This is a genomic window from Tatumella sp. JGM94 (assembly GCF_018257595.1).
GTDB classification, from domain to species: Bacteria; Pseudomonadota; Gammaproteobacteria; order Enterobacterales; family Enterobacteriaceae; genus Tatumella; species Tatumella punctata.
The window spans coordinates 179-18,059 of record NZ_JAERJN010000016.1 but is presented as its reverse complement, the minus strand read 5'-3'; the positions used below and the strand labels follow the sequence as shown (position 1 = coordinate 18,059).

12 protein-coding genes are annotated in these 17,881 nt (G+C 52.0%); 4 read left to right on the top strand and 8 right to left on the bottom strand.

The window, feature by feature from the left end:
- Positions 1-50 precede the first annotated feature (50 nt).
- The 5 genes from JK216_RS12245 to JK216_RS12225 are packed head-to-tail and all read right to left on the bottom strand — an operon-like array spanning position 51 to position 6,020.
- Positions 51-1,178, bottom strand: coding sequence for a lipase family protein (locus JK216_RS12245; protein WP_212711732.1), 1,128 nt, complete (start codon positions 1,176-1,178; stop codon positions 51-53).
- 59 nt (positions 1,179-1,237) lie between these two features.
- Positions 1,238-2,719, bottom strand: a complete 1,482-nt coding sequence (locus JK216_RS12240) for an MdtP family multidrug efflux transporter outer membrane subunit (RefSeq protein WP_212708572.1) — start codon at positions 2,717-2,719, stop codon at positions 1,238-1,240.
- Positions 2,716-4,686, bottom strand: coding sequence for an FUSC family protein (locus JK216_RS12235; protein ID WP_212710950.1), 1,971 nt, complete (start codon positions 4,684-4,686; stop codon positions 2,716-2,718). Before JK216_RS12235 ends, JK216_RS12240 begins: the two co-directional genes overlap by 4 nt.
- 10 nt (positions 4,687-4,696) lie before the next feature.
- The gene (mdtN, locus tag JK216_RS12230; protein ID WP_212711757.1) at positions 4,697-5,740 is read right to left on the bottom strand and encodes a multidrug transporter subunit MdtN; all 1,044 of its coding nucleotides are present in this window, start codon (positions 5,738-5,740) and stop codon (positions 4,697-4,699) included.
- A gap of 7 nt (positions 5,741-5,747) precedes the next feature.
- Positions 5,748-6,020, bottom strand: a complete 273-nt coding sequence (locus tag JK216_RS12225) for a YtcA family lipoprotein (RefSeq protein WP_212708574.1) — start codon at positions 6,018-6,020, stop codon at positions 5,748-5,750.
- Between the two features lie 969 nt (positions 6,021-6,989).
- Here JK216_RS12225 and JK216_RS12220 point away from each other — a divergent pair.
- The 4 genes from JK216_RS12220 to JK216_RS12205 all read left to right on the top strand — a co-directional run bounded on the left by JK216_RS12220 (position 6,990) and on the right by JK216_RS12205 (position 14,178).
- Positions 6,990-9,680: a beta-eliminating lyase-related protein gene (locus JK216_RS12220; RefSeq protein WP_212710951.1), complete on the top strand. Its 2,691-nt coding sequence runs from the start codon at positions 6,990-6,992 to the stop codon at positions 9,678-9,680.
- Positions 9,681-9,717: 37 nt separating this feature from the next.
- Entirely contained in the window at positions 9,718-11,409 is a 1,692-nt protein-coding gene (gene aspT, locus JK216_RS12215; protein WP_212708576.1) for an aspartate-alanine antiporter, read from the top strand.
- A 283-nt stretch (positions 11,410-11,692) separates the two neighbouring features.
- Positions 11,693-12,910: a lactonase family protein gene (locus JK216_RS12210; protein ID WP_212708577.1), complete on the top strand. Its 1,218-nt coding sequence runs from the start codon at positions 11,693-11,695 to the stop codon at positions 12,908-12,910.
- A gap of 209 nt (positions 12,911-13,119) precedes the next feature.
- A complete protein-coding gene (locus JK216_RS12205; protein ID WP_212708578.1) occupies positions 13,120-14,178 on the top strand; it encodes a linear amide C-N hydrolase in 1,059 nt (352 codons plus the stop codon).
- 42 nt (positions 14,179-14,220) lie between these two features.
- On the opposite strand, the gene JK216_RS12200 is transcribed toward JK216_RS12205, so the two are convergent.
- The 3 genes from JK216_RS12200 to JK216_RS12190 form a co-directional block, all read right to left on the bottom strand.
- Complete coding sequence (locus JK216_RS12200; protein ID WP_212711731.1) at positions 14,221-15,540, bottom strand: gluconate:H+ symporter; 1,320 nt, start codon at positions 15,538-15,540, stop codon at positions 14,221-14,223.
- A gap of 117 nt (positions 15,541-15,657) precedes the next feature.
- Positions 15,658-16,689, bottom strand: a complete 1,032-nt coding sequence (gene idnD / locus JK216_RS12195) for an L-idonate 5-dehydrogenase (RefSeq protein ID WP_212711730.1) — start codon at positions 16,687-16,689, stop codon at positions 15,658-15,660.
- A gap of 269 nt (positions 16,690-16,958) precedes the next feature.
- Positions 16,959-17,498: an NlpC/P60 family protein gene (locus JK216_RS12190; protein WP_212711729.1), complete on the bottom strand. Its 540-nt coding sequence runs from the start codon at positions 17,496-17,498 to the stop codon at positions 16,959-16,961.
- Positions 17,499-17,881 lie beyond the last annotated feature (383 nt).

The window sequence follows — 17,881 nt, the reverse complement described above, 5'->3', positions numbered from 1 at the left end:
CCGCTAACTGAACACCTGTAACAACGGCATATGCCGTTGTTACACCAGAGTTATTGTGCGCCTGACATGACTTTAAAGACAAAAGGAACCGAGTCACGCAGGGAGACGTTAACCGTTTCGCTGTGATCCATACCGGCATATTCTTTTACTTCCACCGGAGTACCCGCAGCTTTTACCTCACGGGCAAATTGCTGCTGCATGGCCGTCGGGACATTAATATCGTTCAGGCCGATACCGATAAACACCGGATGGTTAATTTTCAGTGTGTTATAACGCAAAGACGGTAACTGTGAATCCAGCAGTCCCTGGAAGTCAGGCTGAAAACTGTTTTTATCATTCAGCCCCTGTGTCATCACATGACGGGTCAGCGGAGCAATACATAAGGTTTCGGCCAGTTTAACATCCGATACCGCCCGTTTCTGAAAGTAGTCAGCGGCTTTCAGTTGCTTATTCTCATCGGCTGCCGACAAAAAGATATAGTAGGCATACGGCATTTTCGGATCACCACCGACCCGGTTGTGCGTTGATTTAAAAATATCACTGACCGTGGTATGCGCATTAATATAAGGTGTACCGGTCAGTACCGTGCCCAGGACATGCAGTGCCGGCGCATAAGACGGCTGATAACCGGAAGCAGCAAAGGCAGCATGTGCTCCCTGAGACTGACCGATAATGATAATTTTATTACTTAACGGGAAGCTTTTCAGAGACGCTGAAATACTGTCCAGCACACTCCAGGCTTCAGAACGGGAATTCAGATAATGATGTAACCCCGGAGAGCCAAGCCCTGCATAATCCGGAGCCACCACCGCAAATCCCAGCGACAGCCAGCTGTTCAGATATTGCTGATCACGCGGGGTGCGCGGGTTCAGGGAGGGGGCACACTGATAAGCAACGCCGACGGTACCGTGGGTCCATACCACCACTGGCCAGCCGCCCTCAGGGGCCGGGCCTTTCGGTAAAAAAACCGCGCCACTGTCTTCACGGTGTGTTTTACCATCAATGCCACTAATCGATGTGTAATGGATCAGATACTGTGCCGAAGCCTCTGATAAACCGTGATCGGCCGGTAACGGCGCTTTTTCCAGTAATACCCCGTTGGGGGTTAGCGGAGCCGCATGGGCTGTCATACCCAGGCTGATAGCTGAAGCCAGTAATGCGCCGGCAAATTTTATCATCTGTTTCTCCTGTCAGTGAACCCGTCAGCCTGCGGCGGACTGCCGCACTGCCGTGCTGTTCACTGGTGTGCATGCAGTGGTTGTAAAGGACTGTTATAGCCGCCGCCTAACGCCTGAGTCAGGCTGATATCGGTTGAAATTTGCCGGTATTGCATATCCGTCAGTAACAATTGCTGGGCCAGGGTCACCCGCTGTACTTCGCGGCTGGCATACAGGCTCATTAACCCCCGCCGGTAACGGGCATCAGCACTGTCAGCACTGACCTGTGCCGCCGCCACTTTCTGCTGCTGCATTACCAGTTGCTGGTTAACAGAATTCAGTTGCTGTGAACTGACGGCCACATCCCGGACCGCATCCAGCACAGCCTGGTTATACTGTTTAATTAATATATTACTGGCTGTACGTGCTGCCCGCAGGTTGGCATTCAGCCGTCCGCCGTTAAATAATGGCAGATATAAACCGGGCAGCAGGTTGATCTGCTGGAAAGAATATTTAAATAAATCGCCGACATTCAGCGCGTTATACCCCCAGAATGCCTTAATATCAAAATGCGGATAGAAGGCCGTTTTGGCCACTTCTACACGGCTTAAGGAAGACAGTACATAGCCCCGCAGTGCCTGTAAATCCGGACGCCGCGACAGTAACTGATAAGAAAGTACCGGCGGTAATCCTTGCTGTGTTTGTGGCAGCGGCCGCGGCTGTAATGAGGCTATTGCCGCAGAATCAGCACCGGCGCCGATAAGTGCCCGTAATACTTCTTTCGTCGATGCCAGTACCGTTTGTTCGCCAAGTAACTGCTGCTGTGCCGACAAATATTCACTTTGTGCCCCGGCCAGGGCGACATCGTCTTCCAGCCCGCGGGCAACACGATCTTTATGAGCAGCCACCGAAAAACTGCTGATCTGCTCCTGTTGTTGCAACAGGGCAATACGCTGCCAGCTACTCTGTATCGAAAAATATAGCTGTGCCACATTCGCTGCCACGGCTTGTTCTGTGGCAGCTGTTTCCGCCAGCCGGGCATTTTTTTCGCCAATTGCCGCGGCGACCCGTGCCCGATCGGTTCCCCACAGGTCGATATTCAACGCACCGCCAATACCGACAGTATTCAGGGTATACCAGGGACCGCTGCTGCTTTCAGGCAGGGAAAAAGAGTAAGGCCAGGTAAAAGAGCGATGGCTGGTCCGTAAACGGTTTTGTGCAGCTACCGCGGTCGCCTGCACTCCGGACAAAGAACGTGCCACATCCACATTGGCTTCTGACTGAGCAATTTGTAACTGAGCCGCCTGTACCCGTGGTGAGTTCTGTAATGCCTGGCTGATCAGCATATTCAGTTGCGGATCATTATATTTTGTCCACCAGTTACTGGCTGGCCAGCCACTGCCTGCCAGATGAATAACCGCGGATAACTGCGCCTGCTGCGGGTTAATAATTGCCACCTCAGCAGGGTCGTGGGGGAGCATTGAGCATCCGCCCAGCAGCAGGATGGCACTGAAACCCAGTGATAATCTGAAAGTGCGTACTGCCCGGGAAGTTACTGTCATTGTTTCATCGTCCGCAGAACTGAAGGATGTTGATTATCTGCTTCCGGCCAGCAAGGCAGTGTCTCGATCGCCTGTGCCAGCGGCCGGTGATAGGGGTTATCTCCCCCCGGCAAACGGACCGCAGGTATCGCTGCCCCCTGATCGACTATCTGCCCTGAATATGCCTGCAGCGCAGCCGCGCAATGTTGCAGGAAATCAGGTTCATCCGCCCCGTACAACCGGTATCCTTCGCTGAGGCGCAGAATTTCCCGTGCCTGTACAAACGTTTGTTTTACCGGCCAGTCTCTCAGTTCAGGGTGAGGATAAGACCATGCATAGACCGGTTCAGCAGCAACACGATCCATCAGGGTTTCGGTTGTCAGCAGCGCCTGGTACACCGGGACCCACTGACGTTCCTGAGGCGGTTTATCATCAGCCATCCACTGGCTCAGCTGTTTAAATAACCGGCTCAGTTGCTGTCTGAGTTTCAGAGCGTCACTTTCTGGCCACAGATACATATGTACCAGCGAAGAAACCAGTACCCCCAGTAAAATGCCTATCGCCCGGTCGCGTAATTCCGTCAGGGTATACAGCGGGCCGAACCAGTCGAGGAACCCCATCGCGAAGGTAAATGCTATCTGGATACCGGCATAGGCGGTACGTTCTGAGCCCCCGGCAATCCATGCAGATAGCCACATCACCGGCACTGACATCATCAGTAATCCGACCACTGACGTAGTAAACGGCTGAATAAAGACAATCAGTAGCAGGGCAAAAGCGGTAGCCAGTAATCCCCCGGCCACACGCAGCCAGGTTTTCTGCATTGTCGGGCCTAATCCCGGCTGCGCGACTATCACACAGCTCAGCATAATGGTGTGGATACCGTCCCAGTCGACGGCAGTATAAAACAGGTAACAGACTAAGGTCGCCAGCAGGGTTTTCAACGCAAACTGCGGGTATGCCGGATTGGTAAAGGCATCCGCTGCCAGTAACGGGGCTTTTCCCGACGGTTTTTCAGGGAGCTCAATCTCTTCCCCTGCCGCCAGCCGGGTACAGACGGTTGCCAGACGCCGCAGGATCACATTATCACTGACCGGCTGCGGGGCTGGCGGAAGCTGTGCCAGCGGATTATCGGCCTGACGACACTCGTCAGCCAGCTGACGCAGATAGTCACTGAGTTCTCCGGCCAGTTGCTGCTGTACACCGGTCAGTGGCAGTGGCCGTATCAGCATCACCAGGTAGTAGCTGTGGATGGCAACGGCCATCACTGCCTGCCAGTGGCTTTTATTGCGCCGGATGACCGGAGAAGCGCCGCACGCCAGGCTAAACAGGCTCTGCAATCCGGTAAATTGTTTCGCCATATCCGTGGTATCCGCCTGCCCGGACGGCTCCCCGGTGCGCTGATAATGACTGAGCTGTGCGGCACAATCGTCAAAATCATTCGCCAGTTGCTGCCTGAACTGGTAGCCGGGAAACGCCTGACGAAAGCTGGCATTCACCAGAAACGTCACCAGTACTGACGTATTAATCGATACCCACAGCCACATAATCAGCCGGATGACCAGATCACTGTCACTGGTCATCGCTGGGAATGTCTGGGCAAAAATGACCGCCAGCGCGACGATAAAAAAGGCCAGCCCGAGTTTATCGAAGGCCCGCATCAGAAACATTGCGCCAAAAAACAGCAACGATGAGCAGATCAATCGTAACAGCGGATAGTCATAGGTGAACTTCAGCATCAGAATAACGCAGCCAAGGATCAGGGTGACCAGGAAAAAGAACACCACACTCAGCAGTTTGATAATGACCACGTTCGACTGACTGGCATAAAATGCAACGATAATCGCCACCGATAACAGCGGGATTTGCAGGGTCATAAAGACCAGGATCAGGATCGCGCAAGTCACCGTCAGCCGCAGTGCGTAACTGCCTCTGCCGGGCAGCGGCCGGAGTTCGCGGCGCAGAAACTCCCCCCATGAACCTCTCATTGACGCCCCCTCAATGGTCACCGGCAGGCGGTAATAACAATGCCGTTGCTGAGCCACCAACACGGAACAATGCCGGGTCCGGATTATCAACACGGATTTTTACCGGAAAACGCTGAGAGACATGCACCCAGTTAATACTCTTCTGAATATATGGCAGACCGCCGGGCAAACTGATGCCGTCGCCAGACATCACCCCGGCACCGACAGAATCAACCACACCGTGAAAAATCCGCTGATGGTCGGTCATAACACGAATCCTGGCGGGTCTGCCGGGGCGGATATGATCCAAATCTGTTTCACGGAAATTGGCAATCACATACCAGTTCTGATCATCAATCAGTGAAAAAACAGGCTTCAGCGCCGAAGCATACTGACCGGTGGTGGTTTTCAGCGCCACCACAATACCGTTAAACGGGGCTGTAACATAAGTATGTTCCAGTTGCAGTCTGGCAAGGGCTATTTGCGCTAATACATCACCGCGCTGTGCTTCCAGCGCCTGTACACCACTGACGGCCGAAGAAGCCTGCATTGCCTGCAACCGGGTGGCGGCCAGGTCCGCGCGCGCCGCTTTTTCGGCGGTAATTGCCTGATCCAAATCCTGCTGAGAAGCAAAGCCTTTAGGTACCAGCGGGGCCAGCCGTATGCGGGTCGAAGTGGTTTGCCGGACCACCGCTTCCGCTCTGGCAACCGCAGCGGAAACAGATTCGGCGTTATACTGCTGTGCCTGTATAGTCCGCCGTGTCAGCATTATTTGGGCATCCAGAGCTGCCAGCCGGCTTTCTGCACCGTCCAGTAAATCCTGATACATACGCGGATCAATGCGGAATAATAAATCCCCTTTTCTGACCCGCTGGTTATCACTTACCGGCATATCAATAATGGTGCCATTGACCTGCGGAACCACACTGATAGTGTCCGCATACACAGTCGCATCATTGGTTTCAGGAGAGGTCTGTAATTGCCAGATAACCACAATCAGACCAATAATGCATGCCACCACTATCACCAGTAATGGCCATTTTTTTCGCATTGCTGCCGCCGCTGAGCCAGTCATCATCGTTTTAGTTCACAAAAAATAGAAACCACAGTATTACTGCGAATAAAAACAGCAGTCCCGAATAGCTGACGACCAGCGGAGAAAAATGTTCCTGCCACTGTTTACGGGCCACCAGTACATGAAATAATGCTAATAAAACTGAAGCGCCAATAAGGCAAAAAAGCCAGGAGGGAAACGACGCGCCTAATACGGGTATCGCCGGAGATAATGAACAGCCGGATATCAGAAGACAGACTCCCGACATCATCGCCCGGGAAATCCAGTAGTTACGCCTCATTATCAGCTGTCTGAACATCATCATTCATCCTGTCTGCAGCAAACATCATCCGTCAATCAGTGTTCTGTTATACAAAGCCCGCACAATAGCCCTGAGCATCCGGCTCGTCAGGTAAGCCTCAGAATTCACTACATTCATAAGTATTACTGAATCGGAAACAGTATAGTTCACTATTCCACAGGCGGATCCTGTTTAACAGAAATATCCCTGAAGGCGATGAAAATAGTTTTTTATGCTAAATAAATGGCCACAACTGACCATGCAAAACAACTTTCTCCGGAAAAAAACCGTAGATCCGTGGCCGGTCTCTGACATCAAACATTAACCTGATCAATGGATTATCCGCCGCAAAGTCCGCTCCGGAAAAACCGGACAACCGATAATATCTTTCAGCCTGCAGGTCGCGGGTTAAGGCCCGCTGTAACCACGCCGGAGTCACAGTCAGTGGCCGGTTAGAAGCCACTGCGGATAAAGTCAGGGACTGGTGCCGGTATTTATCCCTTTCGCGGCAGCCTGCCGGTAAAAAATCACCGCCAGCGGCTCTCCGGAATATCCGTTGGTCCGCTTGTATGTTCAGCACCCGTGCCGAAAATGCAGATACAGCCGGTTAAATAAAAACAAGAGCCGGGATTATTATTTAACGCTGTTTTCCGCAGAATAAATGTCTGCGAATAATCAGTCATCCTGAAAATAATTTCCGGCAGTATTTGTAAATCACTGACAGTTATGATTTCAGAGCTAAATACTGAATTATTAAGAAAGGCAGTTTTAAATAAACGCGATATTTTTATAACATCCTGATATCTTCCCGGAATAACTTGACAATTTTGCATCTGTTGCAGAACATTAATCTGTTTTCTTATTTACTCTTTTGCTCTCCTGAAGACTTCTGCTGAATATATCCGGCGGATGAAATTGCACGACTGTTATAAACCACTGCGATGTTATGGATTAACCTGAGGATGAGATATGAAACCGTCACTCCCTGCGAATACCCCTTCTATTGACCAGATATTTACTCTTAATGCCCAGCGTCCTGACCAGTGGCGTGCACTTATCACATTAACCCGTAAATGGATAGCCGGAGAAACAGATAAACAGCCACTGGAACAGGCATTCACTGCCCTCTCTGCCAGTGAATCTTTTCATGCGTACCCCGGGACATTATTACTTCATGCGATGGAAAAGGCATTAATTGCCGGGCGCAGTGATGAATTTCTGACATTAGCAGGCCGGATTTCTTTTTCCATTCTGGCAAAATACTATAAAAATGATCCGTCAGAATGGATGATCACTCCCGGTGAATCACCGGTAAATGAAATTCTGAATAATGACGCCGAACGTCCGGGCAGACCCTATTTTGAATTACTGATCGTGGCACCTCAGACACCTCATACACAACGTAATGTCACCTTATTACACAGCCAGCGCCGTAAAGAAGATGCTTTTATTTATGAACCGGTATTAGTCAGCAGCTATCAGGATGCATTTTGCGCCATCGCCACTAATACCAATATCTGCGCTGTGGCTATTTTTGAAGGATTCGGCTTTAAAAGCCGCTTCCCGACACCTCAGATAGATAACATGATGGCAGCACTGAATATTTCTGTGGATGAAGATAATCTGGCTTTACAACTGACAGAGCAGCTGGCCCTTCATCGTCCGGAGCTGGATATTTATCTGTTAACCGATCAGCATCCGCAGGATATTGCCAGTGATCCGCGGGCCAGCCATATCCGGCGGATCCTGTATGCTGTCGAAGAACCTACCGAATTGCACTTATCGATCCTCGAAGGGATCAACCAGAAATATGACACGCCATTTTTTAATAATCTGAAAAAGTACGCTTACCGGCCGATCAGTACCTTCCATGCCTTACCTATTGCCCGGGGTAAATCGATTTTTAAATCGGACTGGATCCGCGATATGGGCGAGTTTTATGGCCGTAACCTGTTCCTTGCCGAATCGTCGGCCACGACCGGCGGACTGGACAGCCTGCTCGAACCAACCGGTAATATTAAAATTGCCCAGCAAAAAGCGGCCCGCGCTTTTGGTGCCGATCACTGTTTCTTTGTCACCAACGGCACCAGTACTTCCAACAAAATGGTACTGATGGCAGTGGCACAGCCGGGAGATATTATTATCGTCGACCGGAATTGCCATAAATCACACCATTACGGTGCAGTGCTTGGCGGGCTGAAACCCTATTATGTCGAAGCTTATCCGCTAAAAGCCTATTCCATGTACGGCGCAGTGCCGCTGAAAACCATTAAGCAAGCCCTGCTAAACCTGAAAGCAGAAAATAAGCTGGACCGTGTCAGGGTGATTGATTTAACCAACTGTACTTTTGACGGCCATATTTATAATACCCGCCGCGTAATGGAAGAATGTCTGGCAATTAAACCGGACCTGGTCTTTCTGTGGGACGAAGCCTGGTTTGGTTTTGCACACTGGTCGCCGTTCCTGCGTCCAAGAACCGCTATGGGCGCTGCTGCAGAACTGGAAAAATGGCTGAAAGATCCTCAGTCTGCACAACGTTATGCCGAACAACAGCAGGCGCTGGGTGAGCACCCGACAGATGAACAGTTGCTGGCGACGCGGCTGATCCCCGATCCGTCTCAGGTACGGCTGCGTATCTATCAGACCAACTCCACCCATAAATCCATGTCAGCCATCCGGCAGGGCTCGATGGTACTGGTAAAAGATGTCGATTTTTATCTGATTGAACCGCAGTTACACGAAGCTGTCTTTGCCCACTCCACCACCAGTCCTAACCAGCAATTAATTGCTTCTATGGACGTGGCCCGCCGGCAGATGGAACTGGAAGGTTATGGCCTGGTCAGTAATGCGATCCAGACCGCACTGGATATTCGTCATCAGATCAATACCCATCCGCTGATCTCACGCTATTTCCACGTTCTGGGAGCCGATGAAATGATCCCCGCTGAATTCCGTGAAAGCGGATTCCGTGATTTTCTGACGCCCGATACCCACTGGAGCGACACCCTGCCGGCCCTCAGAGATGACGAGTTCTTCCTTGACCCGACCCGTATCACCCTGCTGTGTGGCCAGGCCGGTTTCGACGGTACTCAGTTTAAAAATATTCTTGCTAATCAATACGATATTCAGCTGAATAAAACATCCCGTAATTCCGTGCTATTGCAGACTAACATCAATAACACCCGCAGTGATGTGGCACAGCTTATTCATGTTCTGCTGGAGATATCCCGCGATATTGACGACAAACTGGGCCATGCCGGTCCGGCGGGGCAACAACAGTTTCAGCAGCGGGTACAAAGCCTGATGCAGGATGTACCTGACCTGCCAAATTTCAGTTATTTCGACCAGCAATTCCGTGACGACACTGACGGCAAAATCGCCGTGGAAGGTGATATCCGTACAGCCTTCTTCCGTAGCTGGGATCCGCGATCTTATGAATATATCCCTCTGCACAGTGAGGAGTGTGATCGTCGACTGAAAGAAGGGCCGCTGATGGTCTCCGCCAAAATGGTTATCCCTTACCCGCCGGGATTCCCGATTCTGGTGCCGGGTCAGGTGATCAACCAGGACGTCATTACCTTTATGCGGAAACTGGATGTCAAAGAAGTGCATGGCTATGAGGCCAGACTCGGTTTACAGATCCTGAAAACAACCGATTAAACGTGGATAACCCCCAGGGCAGAGTACGGAGATCACTATGGTTATTTGGATATGGCTGACGGCAACACTACGGGCGAATCCGGAGCTGGCAATATTTCTGACCCTTGCCATCGGCTACCGGGTCGGATCACTGAAATTTGGTGGCTTCAGTCTCGGTCCGGTCACCGGCACCTTACTGGCCGGAGTACTGATCGGCCAGCTGGGAATCGATATATCCCCACAGATAAAATCGATCTTTTTTATCCTGTTTTTGTTTGCGGTGGGTTTCGGTGTCGGACCACAGTTTGTCAGGGGACTGGCTAACGATGGCCTGCCACAGGCCGTGTTTGCGGTAGTGATTTCGTTACTCTGCCTGTTGGGGGTATATATTGCAGCCAGAGTCTCCGGCTACGGTCCCGGCCTGGCCGCAGGACTGCTGGCCGGCTCACAGACAATTTCAGCATCCATCGGGCTGGCAACGGATGCCATAAACCAGCTGGGCCTTCCCCCGCAACAAACCAAACAACAACTGGATTTAATTCCGGTCGCCTATGCGGTTTGTTATTTATTTGGCACCATCGGTACCGGCTGGATCATTGCGTTTGCTGGCCCAAAAATACTGCGTATTGACCTCGAAAAAGAGTGCAAACGTTATGAACAGCAGCTTTCAGCAGGCGCACCGGCAGACGGCATGATGTCAGCCTGGAATCAGTATGTGATACGGGCATTTAAAATCAATCAGCCCGGGCTTATCGAAGGAAAAACCGTGGCCGAAGCAGAAAAAAGCGCCGGCGAACGCCTGTTCCTTGAAAATCTGCGCCGCGACGGAAAAATTATCCCTTTTACCCCCGACACCCGTCTGCAGATTGGCGATATTATCGCTGTTTCCGGCAAGCATGAATCCCTGATTGAATGGTCGCAACGTGCCGAAGAGGTCAATGACGCCGAACTGCTGAATATCCCGGTTGAATCGGTGGATCTGTTTATTACCAACAAATGGATAAACGGTAAAACCCTGCTGGAAATTGCCCGGCACGATGACGTGCACGGGGTCTATCTCACCCGTATCCGCCGTGGTTCTGTCGGGGTGGACATTCCGGTACAGGCACAAACAGTCCTCAACCGCGGTGACATTGTGACCCTGGTCGGTACCAGGAAACATGTTGATGCCGCCAGTCAGCGTTTTGGGTACGCCGACCGGCCAAAAAGTGCCACCGATATGGTTCTGGTCGGGGCCGGTATTTTAATTGGCGGTCTGGTGGGGGCGATTGTCGTCCCTGTGGCGGGGATCCCGCTGACATTATCAACCTCCGGCGGTGCACTGATTGCCGGATTGGTGACCGGCTGGTTACGCACTTTTATCCCCAAACTGGGCAACGTCCCGGCGTCAACCCTGTGGTTTATGAATTCTGCCGGATTAAATATATTTATTGCGGTGGTCGGTATTACCGCCGGGCCAACCTTTATCGCTGGTCTGAAATATGTCGGTTTTACCATCTTCTTCTGGGGATTGTTTGCCACCGCAATGCCAATGCTGCTCGCCCCGTTAATCGGTAAATATATTTTCCGCTTTGATCCGGCAATTAACCTTGGCTGCTGTGGCGGCGCAAGAACCAGTACAGCCTCGGTAGCGATGGTTGCTGACGCGGCAAAAAGTAATGTGCCGATGCTCGGCTATACAGTCCCGTATGCGGTCAGTAATACTTTTCTGACGTTATGGGGACTGGTGATTATCCTGCTGATCGGTTAGTGCTCCTCTGTTTCCGTCCCGACAGATGTCTGACCTTTGTCATCCGTTGCCGGGACGGGCCTTACAGTTATTTCTCCTTCTGCCTGTCGTTACTTTGCTGCTGCCGGTGATCCCGGTCATGACTTCAGAATGTTCCGCATCATTAACATTTGGTTTCATTCTGAAATACAAGGTGATAGTTTGTTACCCCTTCAGGCCTGCCCGCCGTCCGGCAGACGCACTGAAGTGCTAATCGCTTAGTAAAAAAAATAATGACTATTTCACCTCAGGAGTTATTGCGTTCATGACAACATCACAAAAAAAATGGCTGCGTTCTGTCTTCAGACTTTCTTCTGTCTCAATGTTGCTGGCGATGAATATCGCGTATGCTCAGGAAAGTATCCCTCTGACTCAGGAACATCATAACGTGCAACCTCAGACACTGCTGGTCGGTAGCTGGACAGGCACCTCCGGCAACCCGCTGGCCGAAAAAATCTTTTATCCCAGTGAAGGTATTTACCGTTTACGCCTGAACCAGGACGGCACCCTGTTGCCACTGGATGTACTGAAAATGCAGAATCCTTCATGGATTGTTATCAGTCATGACCATCAATATGTGTATACGACCAATGAAAGTGATAACGGTGAAGTCAGTGCGATGAAAGTACTGGCCGACGGCAGACTTGAATTTATCAATGCCGTATCCACCCGGGGCCAGCACCCTACACACGCAACCCTGACCCCGGACGGCAAATTCCTGCTGGTGGCTAACTATGCGGCCAGCAAAAAAAATGCCGGATTCATTCTGTTCCCGATTCTGGCACAGGGAAAAATCGGTGAGCCGGTGCAGCATATTCCGTTTGAAAAAGGATCCGGGATAGTTAACGGGCGTCAGGACAGCGGACATGCTCATTCAGTCACCATCAGCCCGGACGGAAAAATGTTATTTGTCGCCGACCTGGGGGCCGATAAGGTACGGGCTTACCGCTACCAGCCCGGCAGCAAAACCCCGTTTGTGCCGGAAACTGCCGCCGATCTCAGCTTCCCTGCCGGCGCCGGGCCACGACATATGACCTTCTCTCCTGACGGAAAATTCGCCTATATCGTCACTGAAATGGCGGCGCAGGTACACGTCTACAGCGCAGAACATGATCGTCTGCAGAGTATCCAGACCGTCAGCCTGACCGACAGCACCTCCGCGCAGGACAAAGGCGGGGCCGGCATATTGTTCAGCCCCGACGGAAAGTTTTTATATATCGGCAACCGCCAGCAACGGAATGAAATCCTGGTGTTTAAAGCCGATCCGCACAATGGCAGGCTGACGGAAAAACAGGCATTTTCTGCCGGGGGGATTGAACCGCGGGCGTTCGCCTTTGACCGCAGCGGACAATATATGCTGGTGGCGAATGTCTATTCCAATAATATTGTCGAACTGTCGCGGAATACACAGGACGGTTCGCTGCACTCCACCGGGGTCACCGTACAGATCGGCTCACCCACCGATGTGAAATTTATGCCCTGATCATACACCGGCTGGCAGAAGCCAGCCGGTTATTCTGCCCCTTTACCCTGCCCCCCCGCCATCTGCCGCTCCGCTCCGGTGAATAGCATCTTCCTGACGATTAATCTGCCCCCTGGCCCTCCGGATGTATGGAAACGGGCTACACTCTGAGATAAACATTAATAATATTTATTCAGTTATCCGGTTTAGCGCAGATCATAAGGTGCATTATGACATTACCCTCAGCATTATCTCCGCGGGTGCCACACCCGGCTCTCGCCTGTACCAGCCTGGCGATCAGTGACAGTGCCGGTAATCTTTATCATGGCCGGACCCTCGAACTGACAGAAGAATTACCCTGCCAGCTGACCTATTACCCGACAGGCACCGCTTTCCGCAAACTGGCTGTCGATGGCAGCCAGGCAATCAGCTACAGTAACCATTCCCCGCTGCTGGCTATCACTACCCCGATGTATTTTGATGGTGGTCAGCACAATATGCTCGAAGGCTTTAACGGAGCAGGCTTATCCTTCAGTGCCAATATGGTCCGGGAGGCCCGACTGGATCCGCTGGCAGCCGCCGATTACCCGGAATCAATACCGGTGACAGCCCTCGGTGAATGGGCCCTGAGCTTATTCAGTAACGTTGAACAAGTGACACAGGCGGTTAATCAGGGCTGTTTCTGGTCGCCGGTGCTCAAAGATCTCGGCGGGGCTGTATCGCCGTTCCATTTTGCGTTCTATGACAAACACGGCGGCAGTATTGTGGTGGAGGCAAAAGACGGCAAATTCCGGGTCTATAACAATCCGACCCGCGCCATGACCAACAGTCCGGAGTTTTCATGGCATCTGATGAACCTGAACAACTATACCCAGCTGACGAATAAAGATTGCTCCGTCGCTACCCTGGGGAATATCCGCGTTGTCCAGCCGGACAGTGGTATTGCAACCGCAGCCCTGCCGGCATCGGATACCTCAGTGGATCGTTTTATCCGTGCTGTCTTCTATACCAGCTATGCTCCGCAGGCAGACTCAGCGGCAGAAGCGGTCAATATTCTGGGACATATTATGAACCGGTTTGACCGTCTGAAAAATATTACCACCGATGATATGGGAGAATCCGGCCCGACTGGCACGCCACAGTCGGAATATACTCTCTGGACCAGCCTGTCAGATTTGAGCCGCGGGGAACTATATATCCGCAGTTATTCAGACCTCAACTATAACCGTTACTCGCTGGCCCAATACCAGCACGCTACCGCGCCGGTATTTGAACCCCTTAACCCCTGATATTTACGCTTTCGCGGGCTGGCCCTCTCAGCCCGCGGCAGCTCAGTGAATAATGCCATTCAGCAGCAATACGCCTGCCAGCCCCATCAGCGAAATCAGTGTTTCCATCACCGTCCAGGTTTTCAGGGTTTCGGTAACACTGAGGTTAAAGTAGCCTTTGAATAGCCAGAAGCCGGGGTCATTCACATGGGAGGCAATCACACTGCCGGCCCCTACCGCCAGTACCATCAGTGCTGGATCCGTATTGGTGATAGCGATAATCGGCGCCACAATCCCTGCGGTGGTAATTGCCGCTACCGTTGCCGAGCCCAGAGCAATCCGCAGCATGGCGGCTACCGTCCAGCACATCAGCAACGGTGACAACGCTGAACCTTTCATCATTCCGGCAATATACTCACCGACACCACTATCCACCAGCACCTGTTTGAAAGCCCCGCCGCCGGCAATAATAAAAACAATCATCGCAATAGAGGCTATCGACGAGCCGCACATCTCCATCACCTCTTCGATTTTACGCCCATTACGCAGCCCGAGGGTAAAGACCGCCAGTACCACAGAAATAAACAGGGCGACCGCCGGGTTACCGATAAACTCAAAAAACTGCCGCAGAGGATTGCCTTCAGGGGTAGTCAGCTCAAATAGCGCAGCAATCGCCATCAGGATCACTGGGATCACCGCCGCAAAAATACTGGTCCGGAAACCCGGCATTTCATGGTCGGCAAAAATTTTCGGGTTATACAGCCCTTCCGGCGGCGACTTCTCGAAGTTACGCAGGAACCGGGAAAATACTGGCCCGGCGACAATCACTGCCGGAATCGTAATAATCATCCCGTACAACAAGGTCGTACCGAGGTTCGCCCCGAAAATGGTGGCTATCGCTGTCGGGCCCGGGTGCGGCGGCAGAAAGCAATGGGTCACAGACAGGGCCGCCACCATCGGCACCCCGACATAGAGTAATGGCATACCTGTGGCAGCCACCACGGTAAACACTAATGGCAACAACAGGACAAAGCCTATTTCATAGAACATCGCCAGACCGACAATCAGTCCGGTCACCATTAACGCCCACTGGACCCGCTGCTGACCGAACGCAGCAATCAGGGTCGTCGCCACCCGCTGGGCGGCACCCGTATCGGATACCAGCTTACCTAGCATGGCACCAAAACCGAGGATCATTGCCAGGCTGCCCAGCGTCCCGCCAACGCCTTTCTGGATCGATGTCACCACCTGCAGCGGCGTCATGCCTTCGGCAATCCCCACCACCGCAGAAACAAAAATCAGCGCCAGAAAGCCATTGGCTTTGAAGACAATCATCAGCACCAGCAGCAATATCACCCCGAGGACTATTATTGTAATCGGCATATCTCAGTTCCCATAAAAGGTACAGATAAAATAACTAATAGGTAAGGCCGCAGATTTCTCCGGGCCCCGCAGGGGACGCGGCCGGGCAACTCCCCGTCCCGCGAACCGTCTCCGGCATCAGAACGTCAGCTGTACTTTGGCGGCTTGTTGCTTATCACCCGCAAAAATCAGGGCAGCCTCAATCGCGCTATAGTGATATTCTCCGCTGAATAGTGGCCGCGGATCGACAGTGCCGTTCTCCAGCCACTTAACCGCCAGAGCGAATTCGCTGGTAAAACGGAACGACCCCGTCAGTCTGATCTCTTTTGCTATCAGCGTCATCAGCGGGAAGCCCGGGATATCGTCTCCCATTCCCACCTGAACCAGCGTACCTCTCGCCCGGGTGACATCCAGACAGCGGATTAAAGACGCCGGGTGGCCGGAAGCTTCAAAAGACACATCGAAATAACCTTTCTCCGCCAGATAAGGCGAAAAATCGCCGTCTGCCGCATTAAGCGTCAGGGTTGCGCCCATCTGTTGTGCCATCGCCAGAGAACGCGGGCTGATGTCCGTACACACCACTTCAGTGGCTCCGCGGGCTTTTGCTGCCGCCGCAATCAGACAGCCTATCGGTCCGACCCCGGAGATAAACACCTTTTTCCCCTGTAACTCACCGGCCTGATAAGTCGCATGAAGACAGACCGCCAGTGGTTCGGCGAACACCATCACTTTCTCATCTGCCTGATGATCAAAAGGAATACATTGGGCGCTGTCGACAATAATGTACTGGCTGAAACCACCGTCAACATGAGGAAAATACATCGCACTGCCAAAGAAACGCATACCGGTACACTGGTTTTCCTGCTGCGCTGCACAGTATTTGCAATGGCCGCATGCCTTTGCCGGGTTAATCGCCACTTTCTGATGTTCCGCTAACCCGGGGTTATCACTTTTCACCACATACCCTGTAACTTCATGGCCCGGGATCATCGGCATTTTCACCGTAAAATTACCGACCCGGCCATGCTGGTAATAGTGCAAATCGGAACCACAAATCCCGCCACGGGTAATACGTACCAGGGTGCCGGTTCCCTGATAATTGAGCTGCTGGCTGATAACACCGACCTGATGCCTGCCGCGAATAACACAGCTGTCTGTTGTGATGTTCATGGAAATCCTCGCAAAATTCCTCCGTTCAGCCGCGTATAAGAGCGCTATTTACCGGTGAATACTGTGATGAATATCGATTTAACCAGTGTTAATAAAACGATGTTACGCATAACGTGAACTATGCTGTCGTTTTACGCGGGCAAGGCCGGAGAAAAAACGAGGTCAGTACACGGCCTGTAACCGTGCACTGCAACAGGAAAACACAGGCATTACCGGGGGAAGGTGCGGTCGCTGGCAGAAATGAGCGGGGAAATATTCAGCTCCGCGGTTCAGCCGGTGACGGGGGAATAGTTAAACGTAATTTGAGAGTTATACTCTCTTGGCAAACGTCTGGCTTCTAAATAGACCGATTTCCAGTAAGGATTATTCAGTGACGAACGGACAACCCCGCGGCTGACGGAAGCATGGAGGAATTGCCGGTCTGTATCATAAAATCCGACATGTAATTCATTCTTTATCCTGAAGAACACTAAATCCCCGGGCAGCAAATCTGCCTGCTTAACCGGCTGCCCCATACTGATTAATTGTCTGGTGGTTACCCGCTCCATCGGAATATTAAAACGATCTTTCAGAGTCCGCCAGACAAAGCCAGAGCAATCAACACCGGTTAATTTCGTTCCGCCCCACTGATATCTGGTCCCCTGCCAGGCATCCATCTGGTCATGTAACGCCGCCAGTACCGGAATTAAATCCGGCTGTTCCGCCCCCCGGGTGTCAGCAGTCGCGGCATGCTTCGGTCCGGACGAGCAACCGGCGAGGGTGGCAAACAACAGGCAGGTGATAATCTTACGGGCAGGAATATGGCTCATCGGCAGCGTTTCTCACAGGCAGCAGAGGGATAAATTTTTATACCGTAAATAACTGTCAAAAATGAACAGAAAATTGAATAATTCTGAATATGCCGTGATTATTTACATTAGTTTACGTAACTGCCGATCTGCCCGGGTCGGGAACAGTCCCCCCCGAATTCTGCGATGAAGCCCTGATGCTCGCTGAACCTATCGGCGTTGCCGCCGCCGCAGAATGCTCACCTTGAGCGTTGCGGTAAGTGTTAAGGTAGTTGTCACCCCCGGTTAATTTAAGCCGCCTGTTTTTCCCTGTCCGGATTCAGGGTCACCGGACCTTCCGGCTGCCAGTTTCTCGTTTTACCTGACCACCGTTCAGGATGTATTTTCTGTGCCTGACGGTACAG